The sequence below is a fragment of the Roseateles sp. GW821-FHT03B02 genome, from assembly GCF_059421025.1.
This window is the reverse complement of record NZ_JBWKUV010000010.1, coordinates 53975-73676: the sequence shown is the minus strand read 5'-3', so window position 1 is coordinate 73676 and position 19702 is coordinate 53975. Positions and strand designations below refer to the sequence as shown.

Below are 19702 nucleotides of genomic sequence, written 5' to 3'. Positions count from 1 at the left end.
CGCCTTCGGCGGCAGCTTGCAAAAGTCGACTGCTTTGAATTTAGCTTGGCTTGTCATCGGAGGAAAGCTTGAAGTAGGCAATCGCCTGCACGAGATGCTGCGCCTGTCCTTTGAGACTCTCGGCAGCGGCGGCACTCTCTTCCACAAGGGCGGCATTCTGCTGTGTCGCCCGGTCCATCTGTTCAACGGCTTTTCCCACCTCCTGAACGCTCACGCTTTGCTCTGAGCTCGCAGTCGAGATAAGTTCGACGATGGCGCTTACATTCTTGGTCGAGACTACTATCTCGTCCATTGTCTGACCAGCGTTATGGACGAGCGTTGTTCCTTCTTTGACTTGTGCCGCGCTGTGGTCGATGAGCGTCTTGATTTCCTTGGCCGCTTCAGCACTCCGACGAGCAAGCCCTCGAACTTCAGCTGCTACCACGGCGAAGCCGCGTCCATTCTCTCCCGCGCGAGCTGCTTCAACAGCAGCGTTCAAGGCAAGAATATTTGTCTGAAATGCAATACCGTCGATGACGCCAATAATCTCCGAAATCCTCTGACTACTCTGCGAGATGCGCTGCATGGTCGCAACCACGTTCCCTACGGCCTCTCCACCTAGCGCCGCAACCTGACTTGCGCCCTGCGCAAGTTGACTGGCTCGACGAGCATGGTCTGAATTCTTAAGCACAGTGGAACTCAGCTCATCTGTGGTTGCCGAGGTCTGCTGCAAGGCGTTTGCTTGAAGCTCAGTCCTGTGGCTCAAGTCCTGATTTCCAACTGCGATTTGTGAACTAGCCAATGCAACGTTTGAGGCGCTGTCCCGTACCTTTGAAAACGTCTCGAGCAACTTTCTGCGGAAGGCTTCCATGTCGGCGGTAAGTCGCCCAAGCTCATCACCGCTCCGCGACTCCAAAGCGAAAGACAGGTCGCCTTCAGAAAGTCTATTTAGCGACGCAGTCATGACGCTCACTGGCCTGGCTACTAAGCGTTTTGAGAGCCAGATAATCATTCCAAACAAGCTAAAAATCCCGGCGGCGATAGCAGCCCATAAGGCGACTAAGTTGCCGCGTGCGCTAGCCATCACCTGACTGGCTGGTGCCTCGCTTACCACTATCCAGTTCCACGCGGCACTCTTTGCATAGGAGATGCGAGTGATGCCGATAGCCTTACGGGGACTCCTCGGCGTCCAATCTGATTCGAAGTCTCCACGCACCCCTCCGTCCAAGAGTCGCCTGGAAAAGCGAGCTGGCGCTCCATCTGTCGGAGAAGCATCCTGAAGTCCAGTAGCGTCAGTGTTAAGTCCGATAAAACGTCCTTGGGCCGGACCGGGGCTGGCGTCAACGGCGTAGACAGCTCCAGATTCAAAAGGTCTGCGTGAGCGCATCAGCTCCGTTAAGGAGGCCAAGACTTCGCTTAAGTCGGTGCCGATGAAAAGGATGCCAATCGTCTGTCCCGACTGGACTATCGGCTCATAGTAAGTTGCGTAGGTCTTCCCGAAGAGAGTAGCCCGACCGTTATATGGCTTTCCGGAAATCATCAGCGGATAAGCCGGATGAGCCTTGTCAAGTGACGTTCCAACAGCGCGAGCACCATCTGCCTTCGTGACCGATGTCGTGATACGAACGAAGTCGTCGCCCTGTCTAACAAAGATGGTCGCAACTGCGCCTGTTGCTTGAGTGAACTCATCAACAATCTTGGTGTTCCCGTTAAGTGCAATGCCCCTATCAAGAAGCAGCGGCAGGGAACTCATCTCGCCAGAAGCCGGCATAGTGACGGAGAAGTTCCCTTGAAACTCCCGTTTGAACAAGCCAATGTCCTTCGTGGCGGCTTTTCGCGCTGCTTCGTCGTAAACACGGAGAATCTCAACGGTCGAATCGGCGAACTCAGCGAGCGTGGCCGCACCAAGAGTCGCTGAGCTCCGCCAGATTTTGCTGCTGACGAAAATCCCTGATGTGGCGAGAACGACCACCATTACGCCAATTGCGCAAATGGCCATCTTGTTGCCAATTGACAGGCTATTCAGGCGCTTGAGCATCGAGGGTCACTTCTAAGTTCATGCTTTGTACTCCGAAGCTCCATGGCCGCGAGAGAGTCTTTTGAATGGTTGGATTCGACAAGCGCAAGCAGTCCGGACGTGGCATTGGATAGGGATTACCTAATGTTCCGTGCTTGCACAAGGTGGCAAGGATGGTGTGCAACTTCCTGCTGCAGTGTGAACACCAAGCGTTAGCTTCACTAGCGCGTGCCTGAAAGATTTGTGGAAGCTGCAGTCTCATGCAACCTTTCCATCGTATGAACGGGAATGTTGTAGGTCAACGCCGCAACTCGACGCAACTTGGCCGAGCGTCTCGCAAATGAGGCCAAATGGCTCGTCGAAGAGGGTGGTCCGCTCAATCGGCGCCTGCGGCTGTCACGCAAGGTGCGATTTCTGGGATGCGCGACTCATCGAGTGACCGTACAAAAAAAGAGGCCACGCAAGCGTGGCCTAAAAGCCCCGTAAGGGGCTGGGAGGGATGGTGCCCTGTCAGCTCAAGTTAGACGGCTCAATTGCCATCTTCTTACACGGAGTGAAGGCCTTCAGCGGTTACGAGAAGCGGATTTACATAGGAGGCGCCACTCTATGCGTATCGAAAATCCGGCTTTCCGTCTATCTTTCTCATGCGTTGACTGTCCTTGATTCCGGCATGGCGTAAGGTGCTGAGTACATCGGAAGAGCGACTTTGGCAGCTTCCAACAACTGACGGTGCGGCATGTTTGAAGATTCAGGCTCGCGGAGAGTGGGGCGATGGAAGTCTGGCCAGCTTGGTATGCGTCTGGGAGGAGCTTTCTCCGCCTTGGTCGTGTTGATGCTGCTCCTCGTTGTAGTGGCGACTTACCGTTTGCGCGGGCTTGCAAGAGAACAAGAGGAGTCGTTGACCGTAGGCGTTCCGAGACTTCTTGCGGTTCAAGGCGTCGTTCAGCACGCCAATGGACTTAGCAACACGATGATTCGCCTCCTGACGTCGACAAGACTTGAGCGAGAAGCGCTGTACACGCTCATCGACGAAGAGCATGAGTCAGTTGAACGCCTGCTCTCAGGACTTGCTCGTGACCTATCTGGAGGCGTAAGTGCTCAACTACCGATGGCCATCTCGAAAAGTCATCACCAATATCGAAGCGCATTCCTCCGAACGGTCGAGTTGCTCGAGTCTGGCGACGAAGAAGGTGCGAAAGTCACATTTCGGCTTGAAGGAAAGCCATCACTTGATGCGCTCGTGAATGTGGCAACGACGCTGCTTTCGCTGGAGCAGGATGATTTGGTGGGGCGCCAGCGGCAATCCATGGAGGCTGCGCAGTTCACGGGCTGGCTGCTGATGTGCATTGCAGGATTCTCTGCGGCTCTAGCTGCGTACATGGCATGGTGGACTACCGCGACTGTGGTCCGGCCGTTGCGTCGCGTCGAGGAGGCCGCTCGCCTGATTGAAGCTGGTGACTATTCGGCGCGCGTCCAGATTGGTGGTGGGGAGGAATTCTCGCAAGTAGCAAACGCTATGAACGCCATGGCTTCAGCTGTTTCCGCGCGAGAGGCGGAAATTCGCAATCTTGCGTACACCGACAGGCTGACCGGGTTGCCCAATCGGGCAATGGTGCGGCGCGTCCTGACAGAGAAGAACGTAGTTGCTACTACAGCTCTGGTGATGGACGTATCCCGACTTAGAACTGTCAACGAAGTCCTGGGGTACGAGGCCGGCGACGCATTGCTTCAGGAGATTGCGAACCGATTGCGGACCGTCATAGAGAGACTCGATAAGTCTCCTGAACAAGAGAGAATCCTTGCCAGGATGCCCGGGGACACTTTTTGTGTCATCTGCACAAGCGCGTCTGTCACCCATGTCGAGGAGCTCCGAGCATTGGCGGCCGGAGCCGTAGTTTCGCCCGTGGATATAGACGGGAACAAGATTGATGTGCAGTTGGTGTTCGGGATGGCGGCCTCCAGACCTGGTGACGGCATGAAGATTGATGACCTGCTTAGGTGCGCAGAGCAGGCGCTCGAGACAGCCAAGCGAGCTAAGCGGGATTCTTCGTGGTACTTGGCTGACGCGGATGATGCCAGGGCGCGGCAACTGAGCTTGGTATCGAACATTCGAAACGCAGTCGCTGCGGGGCAGCTAGAGATGTGGCTACAGCCCAAGCAGTGCATGCGCACCAAGCGACTAATTGGTGCGGAGGCGCTCACCAGATGGAAGCACCCGGAATGGGGCTACATAGCTCCCGGTGAATTCATTCCATTCGCCGAGAGAACCGGGCACATTGGTGTCATCACCCGTGCGATGCTTGCCGCTGCTGCAAGGCAACTTGGAAGGTGGAGCGCCGAACGTAAGGAACTGACGATAGCCGTTAACGTCAGCGCCGTTGACCTTAAAGACCAAACGCTCACTTCGTTTATCGAAGCAACTTGCAGGCAACACTCAGCCCCGCTCCGGGGGCTCCGCCTCGAAATTACAGAAAGCAGCTTGATGGAGGATGCGGAGGCTGCGATGGAATCTTTGCGCTCATTGCGTCGGCTAGGGGTTCAATTGTCTGTCGATGATTTCGGGACCGGGTACTCGTCGCTTGCGTACTTGAGTCGGCTTCCCGTCAATGAACTAAAGGTGGACCGAAGCTTTGTCTCGGGCGCTGACGCAAGGCGGGAACTGCAGACGCTCCTAAAAACCATCGTTGACCTGGGGCATAGTCTGGATATGACGGTCACGGCTGAAGGAGTAGAAACTGAGGGTGAGTTGCGTCTTCTCGCCGACATTGGATGTGACGTTGTGCAGGGATACCTCATCTCCCGTCCACTCGACCCAGTGGCGTCAGAAGTCTTCTTTCAGCAGTACGTAGCGGCGCAGGAAACCGAGGCGGTGCTCTAAGGCATCGCCAGCGCAGCGGAGTGCGCATTGTCAGCAATGAATCTATCAATTTGTGCTGTATCTGCGCAGGGCTCCAGGTCCGCCGCCTTTCCAATCGCGCCAGTAGGCCTGAGGACAAGTGGAGCGGCGGGGCCGCCGTCATACAGCATGTACTCACCGCCGCAACTTCTGCAGTAGACGTAGTCGCCTCGTCGCTGCTCGCGACGCACTACGAGCGTTGGTCCACACGTGGTGCAAATCTGTAGGGGTATGCCATCGTCGCAATGGCCAGCGATGTGCTCCAACACGCCGACGGAGCCAAGCTCTATGAACGACCGACCGAGCGTCTCGTCGAACTGGGTGGCTAGACCGAGCTCCAGATTGCCTAGGGCTTGCTCCACTGTCGTCGGCTTGCGATAAGGTCTGGCGCTTGTCATGGCGTCAAAGGCGTCACAGATGCCAACAACTCTCGCAGCAATCGGTATCTGCTCCAGCTTGAGTCCATTGGGATATCCATGCCCATCAGGCGTTTCGTGATGACAGTAGATAGCCTCCCGTACGAGCTTGGCTAGCGGATGCGCTGCAACGAGACGTGCGCCGACGGCGGGGTGCGTTCTGACAATTTCCATCTCACCTGGCGACAGAGGCCCAGCCTTGCGAAGAATCCCGTCCGGGATAGCAATCTTCCCTAAGTCGTGAAGGAAACCACCAAGCGAGGCTTGGGCACATGTTTCAGGAGCCAACCCTGCGCGTTCACAGAGCAGTGCACAGTACCGCGACACTCGCCACAGATGCCCACCGGTGTACGGGTCTCGTGCCTCAACCACCCATGCGAGCGACAGGAGGCTTGCCATGAGGTCTTTGTAGTCGCTTGCAAGAACGGGGTAAGCAGACTTAGCGCCGCCGCGAAAAATTGAGCCCCATAGCCTCATTGTTTGCTCCTGGGGCTTGGAGCGGAAAAGCTACGGATGAATTGACGGTCTATCCAGTTTTTCCATAGCCAGACCCAATGCCCGCTGATGCTTCGAGTTCCCCAGGTCGCAATCGCGTGCCGACTTCCAGTGCTAATCAGTTGTAGCGCACGGGTGCGAGGAGCCCAGGGCCTAGGCTGCTCCCCTCGACAGTAAGAGCGAAGGTTCTCTGACAGGGCCGGGCCAGCCCGCACGGCGTAGACCCCCGATTTGGGCAAGCGTTCCAGGTGCGCTGCAACGTCTCCAGCGGCGAAGACATTAGGGTGAGAAATGCTCTGTAGCGTGGGCCCAACGCGTAGGAAGCCACGCTCGTCAGTCTCAAGCCCGCTCGTCCGAAGCCAAGAAGGTGCTGCGGTGCCGGTTGTAGCAAGACAGGCGTCAAATTGTTGGGGGTGCCCATGCTCAAAAGCGAGAAAGTTCGCAGTGGCGGCGACGACACGACATCCGCCCCGCCAAGCGATGCCTCGTTCGGCGAGAAGCTGAGAGACTTTCATCCGGCTTGAAAGGGGGGCGCCTTCGAGCGGCTGTGAACCCGAACCTACCAGCGTTATGCGCAGATGAGACCAACCATCCCTCAATGCGCGCCTGTGTATCGCGAAGGCGAGTTCAACGCCCGAAGCTCCTGCGCCCAGGATGACTAAGTCGAATCGTCTACAGCATCGGAGAATTTGGTCTACCAACGATGGCCACGCCGCGATGAAGACTTCGATTGGACGTATGGTCTGGATGTGGTCGGTGCGCCCTGCGATGGTCCCTAATGAAGTGACCGGCCCGGTGTTGATAGAAAGAACATCAAAGGGCAACTTCGTTCCGTCCGAGCAGAGGATAGTTTTGCGGGACATGTCGACACCGGACCCGGATTGACAGTGGAAGCTAACCGCCGCCTGGTCGGCAAGTTCGTCCAACCTTAGTGCGCATTCGTCAATGTTGTAATGGCCCGCAATCCATCCTGGCACCATCCCAGAATAGATATGGCGAGGGTGAGGAGAAATCAGCGAGACTCTCCAGCCGCTTAGCTGGCGCTTACTGAGGTCTGACAGGACCTTGACGTGCGCATGCCCGCCTCCGAGCAGGACTAGCCGCCTCACGCGTGGCTCCGAGGGCTGGACAGAAACCCTTTGAGCTGGCGTGGCCACCTGACGTCCTTACCGACCGAGGCAACTTGACCAAGATTCTCAAGGTCATCGGGAGTGTCTATGTCAGCCAGGGGCTCAAAGAGCTTGGTGCGAAGACGGCTCGATGCCGCCCGAGTTAGGGTCTGTTCCATGACCTCGGAGGTACTCCAAGGCATTCTTTCGAACAATTGGTGCTGCGGTTCCCTGAGTCCGACGAGCACGTAACCGCCATCGGCCGCTGGATAGAAGACTGCGTCTTTATCTTTCAACAGCGAATACGCGGCGACGCGTAGATGCTCAGCAGTCAGGGCCGGGCAGTCGGTGCCGATGAGGAGCACGGGTCCACGAGGGCAATGGAGTCGAAAAGCGGTGTGCATTCGCATGCCGAGGTCTCCATCAGCCTGAGCGAGTAGGCGGATGCCGAATCTTCTGCTTAGGGCGCGAAACAACGGGTGATGCCAATTCGGCGCACACCATAGCGTGACCGACCCGAGGCCCGCCTCGAGCGCAGTTCGAACAGCATGCTTCGTGAAGCTTCGCTGCAGTTGGGCCGCTCCAGTTGCTCCGATGGCGGGCATCAGCCTAGTCTTCGCATAGCCGGGAAGCGGCGCCTTGGCCAGGATTGCAACTTGCACGTCGGCAAGCTTTGGGTTACCGCTGGAGAGGTTGATATCCATACTGAGCTGCAAGATGATTAGGGTCGGCGCCAAGGAAGAATGCGAGGCGCAGCCTCCACATGAGGAAGACCGTTCGCCAGACGCCGTGCTTCTCCCAGCGTCGAGCTGACGTGACAGCCAGGTCAGGCACGCACACGGGGGCATTGATGCGTCGCAGCTGGGCTGACATTGCGACGTCTTCCATGAGTGCTATCTCTGGGAAACCTCCAACCTCGCGGAATGTCTCGTAGCGCATGAACATCGCTTGGTCCCCGGTCGCGATTCCAGTCCAACGTGACCGCAGATTGATGAGCCGCGCAATCAGACGCAGGGATGTCCGGGGGGAGTCAAGCTGGATATCAAAGCGCCCCCAGCTACGAGGCCCAGTCAGCGCTCGCCTGACCAACAGGTCAGCTGCGACGGGAAGCTGGGTGTCCGCATGAAGAAAAACGAGCATGTCGGCAGGGCAGGCGGCTGCGCCGGCGTTCATTTGAGAGGCGCGGCCACGTGGAGCGATGAATGCCAGGTCCGCATGTGCCGTCGCAATTGACAACGTGTTGTCAGAGCTTCCGCCGTCGACGACGACAACTCGGACGCCCCGCTGCCGCAGGGGCTGCAGCAACATGAGTCGCGCTTCAAGGGTTTGCGCCTCGTTCAGGACTGGCATGACAACGCAGAGCAATGGCCTCATGCGTTGACCTTTGACCCGCGCTTGAGGCTACATTGATGGCCGAGTCGGGATACGGCATGTTGGGCAGCCCTCTTGACTTCAGCCGATGAATTTCCAACTCGACGGCAAAGTCGACAGCGCAGCTTGGCGAAGGCGCTCACGGAGAAGGGGCGACCTCCTACGCCGAAGCCTGCTTCTACGAAGCGCTGTCGTTGTCCATCATGACCATACAGGCCGGCAGCATCCCCAACGGACAGAGCCGCGTGGGACCAAGTCGACTTCGCTGGGCAATTGATAGCAACGCTGATGCGTATGCTCCCACCGACGAGTAGTGCCTCAGGTGGTCGTAGGCACCCCACCCGCGTACTCGTGCCTCCGCCAACGAGTAGACCCTGCGGATGCTCGGCATGTGCCAGGTCACTGGTAAGCCGACCGCAAACTACATCAGCGAGGAGTTCGGTCAACCGAGCCATGTAGATGTTTTCCGTTCAGCTGCGACCCGCGAGAGACCCATGAGACCGCGCTCCCCGAGGCCGTCGACAGAGGCCAGTCCAATGGACGATGTTCTGTTCATCCTGTCCTTACGAGCTTCTACGCCAAGCGTTAATCTTCTCAAGCCAATCTAGAAATCTAGAGGGGGTGTGAGCGCGTCTCCAGACGCCTGCGGCGTGCTTGTTCGCCTCGGCAAATGTGGGGTAAGTGTGGATGGTCCCGAGAATCTTGTTGAGACCAATTCCATGCTTCATTGCGAGCACGTACTCCGCCAACATGTCGCCAGCGTGGTCTCCCACAATGGTCACACCGAGAATCTTGTCTTTGCCTGGCTTGGTGAGAACCTTTACGAATCCATGTGGCTCACCGTCAGCGATGGCCCTGTCCAAATCAGACAGCTCATACCGGGAGACTTCATAGGAGATGCCCCTAGAAGTTGCATCGGCTTCATTTAGGCCAACGCGTGCGAGCTCAGGCTCAGTGAACGTAGTCCACGGAACAGCGCGGCAGTCAACCTTTAGCTTTACGTAGGGGTGCAGCAGCGCATTTATCGCTGCGTACCATGCTTGATGCGCAGCGGTGTGGGTGAGTTGGAAGGGGCCAGAGACGTCGCCAGCAGCAAAAATGTTCGGGTAGTTGGTCTGCTGGTACCCATTGACATCAATAGTCCTGCCCACCTTCAGGCCCAGGTCTTCAAGTCCATAGCCAGACAAATTGGGTGTACGGCCGATTGCAACGAGCAATTCATCGAACTCGACAGCAGAGTGGACGCCGCAGTGCTCGAGCACCAACCATTTCTTTTGGTCGACAACGTTGACCTGAATAGCATTGTGTTCAAGTAGCACTCTGACGCCATCGAGCTGCATGCGCTCTAGCACGACCGAAGAGGCATCGACGTCTTCCCTGGGAAGTACGTTTGAAGAACGCTCGACAAGAGTCACTTCGCTGCCAAGCCGGGCAAACGCTTGTGATAGCTCGCAGCCGATGGGGCCGCCGCCAAGCACCACCATACGCTTGGGCAACTCACGCAGTTCCCAAAGATTGTCAGAAGTGAGCGGGTGTATCTGCGCGATTCCGGGGATGTCTGGCAGGGTTGGGCGGGCTCCCGTAGCGATGACGATGGCCCGCGTTGTAATTCGCTGGGTTTGACCCGATGGGAAAGTCACCTCTACCTCCCAAGGAGAGACAATTCGTGCTGCTCCTTGTTTGACATCAACGCCGAGCGACCGGTAGCGCTCTGGAGAGTCGTGCGGCTCGACGGCGTCGATGACGCGTCGAACTCTGGCCATGACGTCGGAAAACTGGTGCTCCACCGTTGCGGCTTTCGCTCCAAACTCCCTAGCCCGACGTACATGTGAAAGAAACTTGGCCGAGCGCAGAAGCGCTTTCGATGGAACGCAGCCGGTGTTAAGGCAGTCTCCGCCAAGCTTGTGCTTCTCGACGAGGGTTACCTTTGCACGTAAGGTCGCGGCAATATACGAGGTGACGAGGCCTGCGGAACCTCCACCAATGACGACGACGTTGCGGTCTAGCTTTCTGGGTCTCTTCCAGCGCGAGTAGGTGCGGCGACTTTGAGCAAACGTCGAGAGCCTGCGCACAGCAAATGGAAAGAAGGCGAGTGACGCGAGTGAAAGAAGAATCGCTGGCGAAGCCACGTCAGATAGCGCCCCAATCCTTGAAAGCTGAGTTCCCGCATTGACGTACACGACCGTTCCCGCAAGCATTCCCACTTGGCTCGCCCAATAGAAAGTCCGTGTCCGAATGTTGGTTACCCCCATGGCGAGATTGACAATGAAGAACGGAATTACGGGAACCAGACGAAGTGTGAGCAAGTAGAAGCTGCCATCTTTCGCAATGCCATCGTTCAGCGCTATCAAGCGCTCTCCAAATCGAGCGGTCACCCAGTCTCGCATCAGCCACCGAGACAACAGAAAAGCAACTGTCGCTCCAATCGTTGACGCGAAAGACGCGACAAAGACGCCCCAAGCTAACCCGAAGAGAGCTCCAGCGCTTAGCGTCAGAACAATAGCGCCTGGGAGCGACAAGGCAGCCAATAAGACATAGGTTCCGAAGAACGCCGCCGTGGACTGAATGGGATTGGCAACACGCCATGCGATGAGCGCATCCTGCTGCTTCTTGACTGCCTGCAGGCTCAGAGCCTCGCCAAGGCCTAGGCACTGATAAGCAAGCATCGCCAAGGCTAAGGCGGCCAGCAGAAGCCAGTGCTTTTTCGAACGCATGGACCCTCTCGATGAACGGGCGAAGGCTATGCAAGCGAGCCTTCTCCACGAATAGACGAGCCAAGGCGCTGCCACTTACATCGCAGGGCTGTAAGACAAGCTGACCAATCGCGTCTATAGAACGGACAACTGGTTGAAGGCTTAGCGATGCAGTCTGCGCGTATTGGAATCGTTGGTGGCAGTGGCTTGTACAAGATGGACGGGCTGCAGAACCTCGCGGAGGTGGAGCTCCAAACCCCCTTTGGGGCGCCGTCTGAGAAATTTGTCATCGGCGACCTCGACGGGGTCCGAGTTGCCTTTCTTGCTAGGCACGGAAGAAATCATTCGTGGCTGCCCCATGAAGTTCCGTACCGCGCAAACATCCACGGCTTCAAGCAACTGGGCGTTGAATACCTGCTGTCGGTGTCCGCTGTGGGGTCATTGCGCGAGGGAATCAAGCCATTGGACTTGGTCCTGCCTGACCAGTTCTTGGACATGACGCAAAGGCGCCAGTCGACCTTCTTTGGGTCCGGGGCCGTGGCTCATGTGTCGATGGCGGACCCCGTTTGCTTGGATTTGCACGGCTTGCTATGGGAGGCAGCCTGCAACAGTGTGCTCGGCGAGGTCGGTGTCCACCGTGGCGGGACCTACGTGTGCATAGACGGTCCGACATTCTCGACACGTGCTGAATCCCACTGGTATCGCTCCTTGGGCGCCGACGTCATCGGTATGACAAACATGCCTGAAGCTAAGTTGGCTCGAGAAGCAGAGATTGCGTATGCCACGATGGCACTGGTGACTGATTGGGACTGCTGGCACCCGCACCAAGCGTGTGTGACTGCCGAACTAGCTATCGCGAGCTTGCAGGCAAATGCGGCGAGAGCTCAACGAGTCGTTTCGTGCGCCGTAAGGCTCTTGTCGAGAGGCGGCCCGCCATCCAGTGCGCATCGAGCGCTCGACAGTGCGCTAGTGACGTCCCCAGATGCGATGCCTCCAGAGATGCGGGCACGAGTGGACCTGCTCTTGCATCGCTATGTCTCCAAGCGGTGAAGGCGCGGTGACTGCCCTGTAAGAAACGCGACTACTGCCTCGTCTATTCACTTGTGAGGCGGTCTGGTCCGCCCGCAGTACGGTCGCACGGGCCTTCGCCATGGGTCAGTGCTTATAGAACGGCTCTATCAAGGAGATGTCAATGGCTAAGAAAGTATCGAAAGCGCCGGCGGTCGCGTTGGCAGTTGCCCTCACAGCCGCGTTTGCTGCTGCGCCCGCTAGCGCGCAGCAGCCCGCCGAGAAGGAGAAGTGCTACGGGGTTTCCCTAAAGGGAAAGAACGATTGCTCTGCCGGTCCCGGGACCACATGCGCGGGAACCTCTAAGACCGACTACCAGCCCAGTGCCTGGGCGTATGTGGCCAAGGGTACCTGCGAGAAGCTCGTTTCGAAGTCCTCTCCCACTGGTTACGGCCAGCTGAAGGAATTCAAGGCCGAGAAGAAGGGTTGAGTCAGTAGCTGCGGTGTGGAGGCAGAGATGTCCGTGCAAAAAATGCCGCTGAAGAAGGGCGAGGCCAAGCACGCCGCTAGGCTTCCATCGCGGGCGGGCATTGGTCTAAAACCGCAGCACTTTCGGGATGTCATTGAATCCCTGCCGGACGTGGGCTTCTTCGAGGTTCACGCTGAGAACTATATGGTGCCCGGCGGTGGATATCACCACTGGCTGAGCCGAGTCCGCCAGGAATATCCGTTGTCGATTCATGGGGTCGGACTTTCCATCGGCGGTGAGTCGTCGTTGGACATGGAGCATGTAGACCGGCTGGGTGAGTTGCTACGACGATATGAACCGGAATCATTTTCTGAGCATCTTGCGTGGTCTACGCATGCGGGGAGGTTCTACAACGACCTCCTGCCGGTTCGCTATGACGAATCGACTCTTACCAGGGTCTGCGAGCACATCGACTTTCTGCAAACACGCTTGAGGCGGCGGATATTGCTTGAGAACCCGTCGACGTACGTCACGTATGAGGGGGCGCAGCTGAGTGAGGCGCAATTCATAAGCGAGGTGGTCTCGGAGACCGGGTGCGGGTTGCTGCTCGATGTCGCGAACGCCTATATCTCGTGTTCGAACCACAACAGGGATGCAGTTTCTTACCTTGAACACCTTCCATTGGAGGCTGTGGGGGAAATTCATCTGGCCGGGTTCAGCCGCGACGCGGACGCTCTTAAGGAGCCAATTCTTATCGACGACCACGGCTCGTCCGTCGACGCCGCCGTATGGGAACTCTATGAATGGGTCATTGCGCGGCTTGGCCCTACGCCGACGCTCATTGAGTGGGACAACGACGTACCGCCGCTAGCCGGGCTTGTCCGTGAGGCCAGCGTGGCTGAGAAGGTACTTTTCTCGGCCACGCGATTCGACGCTTATTGGGCTTTTCGATGAATGAGAAGGCGTGCGGTTTGGAAGGCGACTTCATCAAAGCCTTGATGTGTCCGACAGCGCCGGTTCCGGATATCGTGACCTCTTGGAACGGAAATGGCCGAGAGGAAAGATTTGCCATCTATCGAAATAATGTCATCACTTCTCTTGTAGAAGCGCTGCGGCAAACATACCCCGTTGTTCAAGATTTGGTCGGCGAGGATTTCTTCCGCGCGATGGCTGTTATCTTTGTTCGGGAATTCCCACCGACCTCTCCGGTACTTGCCTACTACGGACGGGGACTTGCAGACTTCGTTGAGTCCTTCGAGCCCGCGAAGTCGCTTCCCTACCTGCCAGATGTCGCTCGCATGGAGTTTGCACGGCTGTGCGCGTACCACGCCGCAGACGCTGAATCGCTAACCACGTTGGGGGCGGAATTTTCCCAAGCAAGCGAAGAGGAGCTTGGCAGGGCAGCCATCGCGTTTCATCCATCAGCACATTTGTTGCGGTCTCCGTTCGCGGTGGGCTCGCTATGGGCAGCTCACAACGGTATCGGCGCCATTGAGGACATCGACATTGACACCCATGAGGCTGTGTTGATTACTCGCGTCGACATGGAGGTAGCTGTCGTTCTGATTTCCGCCTGTGATGCCGAGTTCGTCGCAGCCTTGATGAGCGGGGCGCCCCTAGGAGATGCAATCGCGCGGGCGGTCGAGCTTGATGGGAACTTTGACCTTACCCGAGTGGTCGGAACTCTAGTCCGCCAACAGGCCTTGACTTCGATAAACCTACCAAGGACGTAACAAAAATGAATGCAAATGGCCAAAGGCCGGGGATGAGGCCTATGCCGTCGCTACCTGTGCGCCTGTTGACAGGGATGGTGGGCGCGATGAAGTCGCTGCCGAATACGGCACTTGCTCTTATCGCCAGATTCTCCATAGCGGCTGTTTTCTGGACGTCTGGACAGACAAAGGTCGACGGATTTAAGTTCAATTTCATTTCAGGCGAATTCAGCATTGGATGGCCGAGGCTTTCTGAGTCCGCGGTCCCGCTCTTTCAGGATGAATACAAGCTGCCGTACCTCTCTCCGGAGCTGGCGGCGTATCTGGCAGCGTTCGCTGAACATCTATTTCCCGTTCTTCTGCTGATTGGCTTGGGGACCAGGCTTTCTGCCGCTGCTCTGCTTGCCATGACATTAGTCATTCAGGTGCTGGTCTACCCAGGCGCGTATGCGACGCACGGCACATGGGCCGCCGTGCTGCTGTACCTCATGGCTCACGGACCAGGTCGACTCTCGTTAGACCACCTCATTTCACGCGCTTGGTCCTCGGCTAATGCACGATAAGTACTTAGTGCCCCGTGTGTCGGAGCAATGGGTACTTCCGTTGAAGTTGAAGTAGCTCGGGCTGAGTCCCGGGCCTCCTCAAGACGCGTCCATCATCCGGTGGGGGCGAATGTTCTGTACTCAAGGATAAGGAATCCCATGAGCAATATTTCCAGTCATCTCTCCCGAGTTCTGGCATCAGCCGTTGTGACTGCGGCCGCTCTTAGCGGCACGGCTGTGGCAAGCGGATGTGGAGCTGTCAAGTGTGGTCCGAACAAGTCCGCTCCAGCCAAATGCGGCGGCTGCAAAGCTAGCGGCTGCTCTGCGCAGAAGGCGAAGTCGAAGTGCGCTGCGAAGTGCGGTGGCAAGTGTGCTGCAAAGTGCACCGGGAAGTGCGCCGGAAAGTGCGGCGCTAAAAGCCCAGCCAAGTGTGGGGCGAAGTGCGGTGGAAAAAGCGGCGGCTGTGCCGCCAAGAAGTGATAGATAACGCCCGCAATAGGAGTTGCAAATGAGGCTGTCTTCTACCCTGGCAAAGGCACTCACGTTGGCCGTCGTTTCTGCGACCGCCTTGAGCGGGTGCGCAATGATGTGTGGCGCTTGCACCGGCCGCAAGTGCAGCGCTACTACCTCACAAAAGTGTGGCGGCTGTAAGGGTGCTTGCAAAGCGAAGTGCAAGGCGAAATGCGGAGCCTGCGGCGGCAAGAAGTAGACACTAAGGATGGTGCCGCTGTTATGCAGAAGCTTGCGACGAAGCTCCTCCTGACGTCGTGGGGCCAACTTTCCGATGAAGACCTTTTAGCTAAGGTATACGGCGCTCGTGCCGGCGTGGACGCATTTGGCAAGTCAACAGTCGAGTCGGGGTCGCTAATTCAGGAGTGGGTGCAGGGGAGGACAGTGGTCGAGTACGACCACTATCCACCTGACGACGTTGTCGACGAGGCATCGGGGTATCAGTTCTACTACCACGCTCACCGAGACAACTCAGAGCATGGGCATCTGCATCTTTTCTGGCATGCACGAAAGGATGGCCGAAGGCATCGGGTTGCAATCGGAACAAGGCGGTGGGTGAGTTCTGCGCCAACCCATCTGTTTTCGGTTTCGCTCGATGCTCGAGGGCTACCAACGGGTCTGTTTACTGTAAACAGGTGGGTAACCGAGGGGCATTGGTTCGATGCCAACAGGACGCTCGAGTTCGTGCGGCGATTCAAGGTTAGAGATGATGGTGCCTATACGAACTCGTGCCGGTGGCTCAACGAATTCGTCGGGATGTACCTTCCAGTCGTCGAAGACTTGCTCGTACGAAGGGACGCAAGACTAGCCAAATGTCCCGACCCGCAGAAGGGCTTGGATGACAGGCGACTTGAAGTGTTAAGCGTCGCACCCATTGATTGGAGTGCAGACCTGGATGCGCTAGAGGAGCTTCTCCGGCGCAGGAGAGATGGATATCAACACGCCACCGGCGCGACAACCTCATCAACCTTTCAGAAGGAGTTTTCATGACAATTTTGAAGTTCGCTTTTGCGACAGCGCTCGTTGCTTCTGTCAACCTGGCCTATGCGCTGGAAGTTCAGCCCTACTCTGCGTCCGCTTTGGCTTCTGCCCAGAAGGCCGATAAGCCTGTGGCCTTGCATTTCCATGCGGACTGGTGCTCAACATGCAAGGCCCAAGACGCCGCGCTCAAAGAGTTGAAGAAAGAGCAAGGCCTCGATGTTGTCGTTCTTCAGGCCAATTACGACACTGAGAAGGAGCTCAAGCGCCAATACGGTGTTCGGTCCCAGTCGACGCTCGTGGTTCTTCACGGAAACAAGGAAGTGTCCCGCCTAGTTGGGGATACGTCGACAGTCGGCATCCGAGGCGCGCTAAAGGCGGCGCTGTAAGCGCTCGGAGCAATGCTGACCCTCCCGCAACTCAGTCTCAGCATCGCGGCAGGTAGCTTGACTACGCTGTCGCCTTGTGTTTTTCCGGTGCTTCCGCTTGTGGTGGGAGGGGCGTTGCAGGGCAATCGCTTTGCCCCCTTGGCACTTGGGCTTGGCATGACCTTGTCGTTCGCCGGCATTGGGATGGTGCTGGGCGCAGTTGGGCCCGCTCTAGGCCTTGACGGCGATGTGGTTCGCACCCTTGGTGCGGTGGCCCTCGTTGTGTTTGGTGTGGTGATGCTTGTCCCCGGACTGGGGAAGCGTTTTTCTCAGTGGATGCTCCCGGTCGCCAGCAGCGCGAACGCCATATCTTCCAAGCTCGATAGCGGCACCTTGTGGGGAGCGCTGTTGCTCGGTGGCGTGTTGGGCCTGGTGTGGAGCCCGTGTTCAGGGCCGTTGCTTGGTTCTGCGCTTACGTTAGTTGCCAGCGAAGGCGGGCTGCTGCGTGGTGGAGTTGTGCTGGGGTTGTTTGGCCTCGGGGCAGCGATTCCACTCGTCGGGGTTGCTTACGCCTCGAGAAGCGGCTTCGGTCGTGTCCGTGACTGGGTGCTGTCGCGCATTGAGAACGTGCAAAAGGTGTTTGCAGCTCTGCTTATCCTTACCGGCGTAGCTGTCGTGACTGGGGGTGACAAATGGTTAGAGGGATATGTGCTGCGATGGTTGCCCGAAGCTTGGCTAAGCCTTTCGACGGGAATCTGACTCCGCCACTCCGCAGAAACCTGTCGCCTGTCAGACGTATGGCACGTACGTGGCCATCAGCAAAACTGTGATTCGCTACTCAAGCACGCCTCCAAGGGCATATGACTTCAAGGCTCTGTATGACACGACCGGCTGGGAAGAGGGCCGGCCGTTGGATGATTTCTCTGCGACGCTGAAAGGGTCGTGGCTGTTATGCGCGGCTTATAGCGGAGACATATTGGTCGGGTTTGGACGTGTGATATCCGACGGAAGATTGCACGCCTTCGTTACCGAAGTGATGGTTCAGCCAGGCTTTCAAGGCCAAGGCATTGGCAAGGAGATTGTCAATATTCTTGTCCGAGGTTGCATTGAACGAGACGTCAGGGATATCCAGCTGTTCTGCGCGGAAGGAAAGCGAACGTTCTACGAGCGGCTTGGATTTGTTGCTCGTGGAGAGACGCGCCCAGGCATGCAATTTGTTCGACTCGGTGGCATGGGATGCGGCAATAGTAGTGTTGCTTAACGCCAAGAAGGGCGGTGAGTTGAATGACGTAACGCGCGCTGCTGCTACCCACCAAAGGTGATGCCTGCGAATATCCGCTGAAGCAGGCCCTGTTGCGTCACAGAGATGTCTCACACCAATGTACTTGTGTTGCCAGTAGTCTATTGGAGAGCATTGGCTGTCAGTGCCTGGATATTGGGGCTGCATGGCGGGATTGCGAGTGCGGCAACAGTTCTGCCTGGACCTTCAAAAAATTGGATGGGCGAGGGCACGGCAATCGCGCGATGTTCGCGCTCGGTAGTTGTTCCGGCAGTGGATGTGTTGGTGCAGATAGACGCTGGGAAGCGTATCGTTCGCGACTTGGGAGAAAACAAGGCGAAGCGCCCGTCGCAAAAGCCGCAGGTTCACTGCCTACAATTCCGTAACGGAAACAATCCCATTCCGGCATTGCCCTCTAGGGTCTATCTATGGGCCGACCTGTCGACTGCACCATGGAGAATGGATGCAGTTGCCCCTGAGTTCATCCAAAGAGCACTGCACGAGCGCCCTGTTTACTGGAAAGGCCAGCCCGCCAGACTGCCGATGCTGGAGCCTGGTTGTCATGCGAAGCTCCTTGCTGCCGACGGCAAGTTGGTCGGCTTCATTAGTAAGCGCACCTCAAGCGACGCATCTCGCTGGCAGCTACTCATCGAAATTGGTGGACGCTGGGTGGAAATGTGGTACGTCGGGCGGAACACGTTTGCCGGGGAAAATCGCCAGGGAGTGTTGACCTTGCGCCATTCGGTCGAGTTCGACCCGGGGCTTCAGCCTTGGGAAACCCGGAAAATTGTCAACGTGACCTACAGAGGGGCAGTTGACACTGTTATTCCTGGTGTTGGGCCAGATAACGCGTTCGGTATTGGCCTTGTTGACAAGAAGGAAATCGCGCTCATCTTCGAGGATGCCTGCTGGCCTCGCTACTCCGCCTCTCGCGACAAAAGTTTTCTTAGCGGCATCCTTTATTGGCTACTTCACTGACGCTCTGCATGCCGCAATAGTTCTTCAGAGCGCCGTTGTGCCCTGAATGCGAAACTCCTAGCTTCGACGGTGTGCTGCCCGAATTCTGAGGTGTCCGCGTGACCTCGTCGGCTTAGTTCTTGGGGAGTTGTGTCGGACAGCAGTTGAGTGCCTACTGGCGGAGCTGATAAGGCTAGATTGCGCGGCGAATATGTTTCAGGAGGCCTATGAAATCGTGTTCAACGAAATCATATTCCATGTTGGGACTGGGGTCCGGTGGTCCCGACGGTCCCCATTCATCCGGACGTCTTATGAACGCCGTCTGGTAGCCAGCCATCTTGGCCGCATTTAGGTCAAAGTTATGGCAGGCGACCATCAAGATGTTCTCTGGCTTCAGGCCGAGCCACTTGGCAGTAATCGCATAAGCCTCCAAATGAGGTTTGTATATGCCAATCATCTCGCACGAGACAATTGCATCCCACGTGAGCCCGTTCCGTCGAGATACATCGACAACGAGAGAGGTGGGCAGCATCGTGAACGACGCGACAGGCAGTAGCGTCCTGAGTTCCGCTAGTACCTGTGGGAAGTCTGGCCAAGCATCAAGACTGTGCCATGCGGAAAGAATATGCTCAATTTCTGCCGGGTTTAGTCCGCTGAATTGGTGATGGACTAGAGTCTCAACAAGAGTTCGTCGATGGACGTCATCCATATTGAATCCTGGCCTCACTTGGCCAATGATGGATTTCATTGCTCGACGGCGCCAGTCGTTGGCAAGTCCGTGCCAGTCGAGCAACACTCCGTGCGCTTCACCCGCCCTCGCGAGCGCTCGAGCTAGGCCTGTGTGCCAGTCGAGGACTGTTCCACCTGTGTCGAATGTCAGTGCCTTGATTTGCATGTCAGTTT

The 19702-nt window shown here is 57.1% G+C and carries 18 protein-coding genes; 11 read left to right on the top strand and 7 right to left on the bottom strand.

Translation table 11 applies throughout. The features are described 5' to 3' along the window. Positions 1 to 40 precede the first annotated feature (40 nt). Positions 41 to 2017 (bottom strand): methyl-accepting chemotaxis protein, encoded by a 1977-nt coding sequence (locus tag AC07VX_RS23115; protein WP_493167029.1) that lies wholly within the window; start codon positions 2015 to 2017, stop codon positions 41 to 43. Positions 2018 to 2732: 715 nt separating this feature from the next. Between AC07VX_RS23115 and AC07VX_RS23110 the strand changes: the two genes are divergently transcribed. Beyond that, complete coding sequence (locus tag AC07VX_RS23110) at positions 2733 to 4874, top strand: putative bifunctional diguanylate cyclase/phosphodiesterase (protein ID WP_493167030.1); 2142 nt, start codon at positions 2733 to 2735, stop codon at positions 4872 to 4874. Here the strand turns inward: AC07VX_RS23110 and AC07VX_RS23105 are convergent. The 5 genes from AC07VX_RS23105 to AC07VX_RS23085 all read right to left on the bottom strand — a co-directional run bounded on the left by AC07VX_RS23105 (position 4871) and on the right by AC07VX_RS23085 (position 10997). Beyond that, the gene (locus AC07VX_RS23105; protein ID WP_493167031.1) at positions 4871 to 5707 is read right to left on the bottom strand and encodes an HD-GYP domain-containing protein; all 837 of its coding nucleotides are present in this window, start codon (positions 5705 to 5707) and stop codon (positions 4871 to 4873) included. The genes AC07VX_RS23110 and AC07VX_RS23105 overlap by 4 nt on opposite strands. 74 nt (positions 5708 to 5781) lie before the next feature. Continuing rightward, a complete protein-coding gene (locus AC07VX_RS23100; RefSeq protein WP_493183963.1) occupies positions 5782 to 6912 on the bottom strand; it encodes an FAD-dependent oxidoreductase in 1131 nt (376 codons plus the stop codon). Next, positions 6909 to 7616: a TIGR04282 family arsenosugar biosynthesis glycosyltransferase gene (locus AC07VX_RS23095; RefSeq protein ID WP_493167033.1), complete on the bottom strand. Its 708-nt coding sequence runs from the start codon at positions 7614 to 7616 to the stop codon at positions 6909 to 6911. The genes AC07VX_RS23100 and AC07VX_RS23095 overlap by 4 nt, the downstream gene beginning before the upstream one ends. After that, positions 7591 to 8262: a TIGR04283 family arsenosugar biosynthesis glycosyltransferase gene (locus AC07VX_RS23090; RefSeq protein WP_493183962.1), complete on the bottom strand. Its 672-nt coding sequence runs from the start codon at positions 8260 to 8262 to the stop codon at positions 7591 to 7593. Before AC07VX_RS23090 ends, AC07VX_RS23095 begins: the two co-directional genes overlap by 26 nt. Positions 8263 to 8846: 584 nt before the next feature. Beyond that, entirely contained in the window at positions 8847 to 10997 is a 2151-nt protein-coding gene (locus AC07VX_RS23085) for a dihydrolipoyl dehydrogenase family protein (RefSeq protein WP_493167035.1), read from the bottom strand. Positions 10998 to 11144: 147 nt separating this feature from the next. On the opposite strand from AC07VX_RS23085, the gene mtnP reads away from it, so the two are divergent. From mtnP to AC07VX_RS23035, 10 genes are all read left to right on the top strand, one after another. Continuing rightward, positions 11145 to 12026, top strand: a complete 882-nt coding sequence (gene mtnP, locus AC07VX_RS23080; RefSeq protein WP_493167036.1) for an S-methyl-5'-thioadenosine phosphorylase — start codon at positions 11145 to 11147, stop codon at positions 12024 to 12026. Positions 12027 to 12168: 142 nt separating this feature from the next. Then, positions 12169 to 12474 (top strand): BufA1 family periplasmic bufferin-type metallophore, encoded by a 306-nt coding sequence (locus AC07VX_RS23075; protein ID WP_493167037.1) that lies wholly within the window; start codon positions 12169 to 12171, stop codon positions 12472 to 12474. A 27-nt stretch (positions 12475 to 12501) separates the two neighbouring features. Beyond that, on the top strand, positions 12502 to 13407 hold the full coding sequence (gene bufB, locus AC07VX_RS23070; protein WP_493167038.1) for an MNIO family bufferin maturase: 906 nt from the start codon (positions 12502 to 12504) through the stop codon (positions 13405 to 13407). Further along, positions 13404 to 14186, top strand: coding sequence for an HvfC/BufC family peptide modification chaperone (locus AC07VX_RS23065; RefSeq protein ID WP_493167039.1), 783 nt, complete (start codon positions 13404 to 13406; stop codon positions 14184 to 14186). The genes bufB and AC07VX_RS23065 overlap by 4 nt, the downstream gene beginning before the upstream one ends. An 86-nt stretch (positions 14187 to 14272) precedes the next feature. Next, positions 14273 to 14728 (top strand): DoxX family protein, encoded by a 456-nt coding sequence (locus AC07VX_RS23060; protein ID WP_493167040.1) that lies wholly within the window; start codon positions 14273 to 14275, stop codon positions 14726 to 14728. A 711-nt stretch (positions 14729 to 15439) separates the two neighbouring features. Next, the gene (locus tag AC07VX_RS23055; RefSeq protein ID WP_493167041.1) at positions 15440 to 16207 is read left to right on the top strand and encodes a DUF6969 family protein; all 768 of its coding nucleotides are present in this window, start codon (positions 15440 to 15442) and stop codon (positions 16205 to 16207) included. Then, the gene (locus tag AC07VX_RS23050) at positions 16204 to 16584 is read left to right on the top strand and encodes a thioredoxin family protein (protein ID WP_493167042.1); all 381 of its coding nucleotides are present in this window, start codon (positions 16204 to 16206) and stop codon (positions 16582 to 16584) included. The genes AC07VX_RS23055 and AC07VX_RS23050 overlap by 4 nt, the downstream gene beginning before the upstream one ends. Positions 16585 to 16596: 12 nt before the next feature. After that, positions 16597 to 17322, top strand: a complete 726-nt coding sequence (locus AC07VX_RS23045) for a cytochrome c biogenesis CcdA family protein (protein WP_493167043.1) — start codon at positions 16597 to 16599, stop codon at positions 17320 to 17322. A 49-nt stretch (positions 17323 to 17371) separates the two neighbouring features. After that, positions 17372 to 17824 carry a GNAT family N-acetyltransferase gene (locus AC07VX_RS23040; protein WP_493183961.1) on the top strand — a complete coding sequence of 151 codons (453 nt, stop codon included), beginning with the start codon at positions 17372 to 17374 and terminating at the stop codon, positions 17822 to 17824. Positions 17825 to 17929: 105 nt separating this feature from the next. Continuing rightward, the gene (locus AC07VX_RS23035) at positions 17930 to 18820 is read left to right on the top strand and encodes a hypothetical protein (protein ID WP_493167044.1); all 891 of its coding nucleotides are present in this window, start codon (positions 17930 to 17932) and stop codon (positions 18818 to 18820) included. 172 nt (positions 18821 to 18992) lie between these two features. Here AC07VX_RS23035 and AC07VX_RS23030 read toward each other — a convergent pair whose 3' ends face one another. After that, positions 18993 to 19694: a haloacid dehalogenase type II gene (locus tag AC07VX_RS23030; protein ID WP_493167045.1), complete on the bottom strand. Its 702-nt coding sequence runs from the start codon at positions 19692 to 19694 to the stop codon at positions 18993 to 18995. Between the last annotated feature and the right edge of the window lie 8 nt (positions 19695 to 19702).